Source organism: Corynebacterium argentoratense, from assembly GCF_021491455.1.
Taxonomy (GTDB): Bacteria; Actinomycetota; Actinomycetes; order Mycobacteriales; family Mycobacteriaceae; genus Corynebacterium; species Corynebacterium argentoratense_A.
The window spans coordinates 1-2,545 of the sequence record NZ_JAKETN010000009.1; the positions used below are offsets into that span (position 1 = coordinate 1).

Consider the following 2,545-nt stretch of genomic DNA (forward strand, 5'->3'; position numbering starts at 1 on the left):
GTAGGAACTTTCATCTTCACACCGGGGACCCCTATATGTTGTGGTGACCCGCTGAACCCACCGTGGTCTTCTTCACCCCGCTACGCACTCCGAAACCGGAAGAGCCTAATTAGTCTCTAATCCTTTCAAATCTCATTTTATATGACTTTTGCAAGCTGTTAAGCTAATTTGTGGAACATATGCCGAACCTTATCTATACGGCTATTCGGGCGGCGGGGTTGGCAAATAAATTTACCAATAGCTGGCTGGTATCCTTTTAACTCTGTCAAGCAGACTCCCTGCCCATTTGTGAAATAAGTTAAATCGTTCCTGTATTCTTGAATACATCTGGCAGGGATTTCTCCTTTCAGAATGACCTCGTCATTCTTTACCTGAGTACTTACAATATCTGCACAATACCTTGGGGCATCATGATACGCCCGTGAGAGATATTCCTGCGGTGCATAAATTTCAAAGTGGAGATATGGCTCTAATAGTTCTGTCCCTGCTTTTTTTAAAGCCTGCTCCAATACGATAGGGGAAAGCAGCCGAAAGTCTGCGGGGGTACTTACAGGACTATAATACAATCCATATTCAAAACAGATTTTACAGTCTGTCACTTTCCATCCATACAGCCCCTGCTCGCAGCCATAAAGAACCCCCTCCATAACCGCATTTTGGAACGATTGGTTTAAATATCCAAGTGAAACTCTGCTTTCATACTGCACTCCGCTTCCAATAGGGAGCGGCTCTATGGACAACCCGACAGAAGCCCAGAAAGGATTTGGCGGGACTTCTATGTGGATGGTATATTCTGCTTTTCTAAGCGGTCTTTCCATATATATAACAGTAGGCTCTTTTATTTCTGCCTCCACATGGTATTTTTCCTCAAGGATGGCACAAATGACTTCCATCTGCACATTCCCCAAAAAAGAAAGTATAATCTCATGCGTTGTAGTATCCACATAATATTTTAAAAGAGGGTCGCCATCTGAAATTTCTGTAAGTGCCCCAAGCAATATTTCCCGCTGTTCAGATTTCTTTACTGCAATCGTTGTTTGGAGCATAGGGAGAGGATTTTCAATAAATTTTCTCTGCGGCAACAGCATTTCGTTCCCCAAAATACTGTTTAGCTGCAAAACATCATTTGGTAAAATTACGATATCACCAGAGCAGGCTGTATCGGATGAATATAATTCACCGTTTGTCGGAACACACATCTCTGTGATTTTTATTTTCTCTTTTTCAGATATTTTAATAACATCCCTCAAATGCAATGTTCCGCTATATATACGCACATAAACAAAACGCCGCCTTTTCTCTGAATATTCAATCTTAAAAACCTGCCCGCATAGTTCAGATTGACCTTCAGGCGTTGATGAATAAAACTTACTGGCAATCACTTCTATAAGCTGCCGAATCCCCAGATTGTTTTTAGCACTTCCGTGATAAACGGGAAATAACGTTCCGTTTTGGAATCTCCTGTTTTCTTCCTGTTCCAGTTCTGACATTTTAAACGGTTTCCCTGACATATATTTCTCTAATAGTTCATCGTTTCCCATAATTCCCGCATCCCACTGTTCCATATCGTCATTGTCCGTTACATTTATATGGGGATGCTGCCCAACCTTTTGCTTCACTATAATTTCCGAAGAAAGCTTTGCTTTCATTTCTTGATATACCATTGGCAAATCAATCCCCTCTTGGTCAATTTTATTGATGAAAAAAATTGTCGGAATCTTCATTGTCTGTAGTGCATGAAACAGTATACGGGTCTGTGCCTGTATGCCATCCTTTGCAGAAACTAATAATACTGCTCCGTCTAATACGGATAAAGAACGGTATACTTCCGCCAAAAAATCCATATGGCCTGGCGTATCTATAATGTTGACTTTTACATCCTCCCACTGAAAAGATGTCACTGCTGTCTGGATAGTGATTCCCCTTTGACGCTCCAAATTCATTGTATCTGTCCTTGTTGTGCCTTTATCTACGCTCCCTGGTTCTGCAATTGCACCACTGGTATACAATAAACTCTCCGTTAATGTTGTCTTTCCTGCGTCAACGTGAGCCAGAATGCCTAAGTTAATTATTTTCATGTGATTTTCCTCCTATCAACACCCAAAAAAGGGCATAAAAATACCCAGTGATAAATACTCCTATCACTGGGTAAATAACTCCAATAGCCCCAAAACACTTATATGTTTTCGGGCATATAAAATTACATGATAAAAGTATTCTTAAACTGGGTACAAAAAACTAAGCCCCATATTAAAAGTGAAACGGGACTGCTACTTTTTGTTCCCACTATCAAATTGACAGTTTATTTAAGAATACCTTGCCGCATATTTATTAACTCCTTGTATAACACTGAATCTAATTATATTCCTTAACCCTTTATTTGTCAAGCTGACAAACTAAAGCAGAAAAAGCGGCAGGATTTCCCCCTGCCACTAATCAGGCTCTTCCGGTTTCGGAGTGCGTAGCGGGGTGAAGAAGACCACGGTGGGTTCAGCGGGTCACCACAACATATAGGGGTCCCCGGTGTGAAGATGAAAGTTCCTAC

General features: G+C 41.1%; 1 protein-coding gene. It reads right to left on the bottom strand.

Annotated features, from left to right (window positions below; genetic code table 11):
* Window positions 1–158 precede the first annotated feature (158 nt).
* Window positions 159–2,078, bottom strand: a complete 1,920-nt coding sequence (tet(O), locus tag L1C91_RS09370) for a tetracycline resistance ribosomal protection protein Tet(O) (RefSeq protein ID WP_234859043.1) — start codon at window positions 2,076–2,078, stop codon at window positions 159–161.
* Window positions 2,079–2,545: the final 467 nt, after the last annotated feature.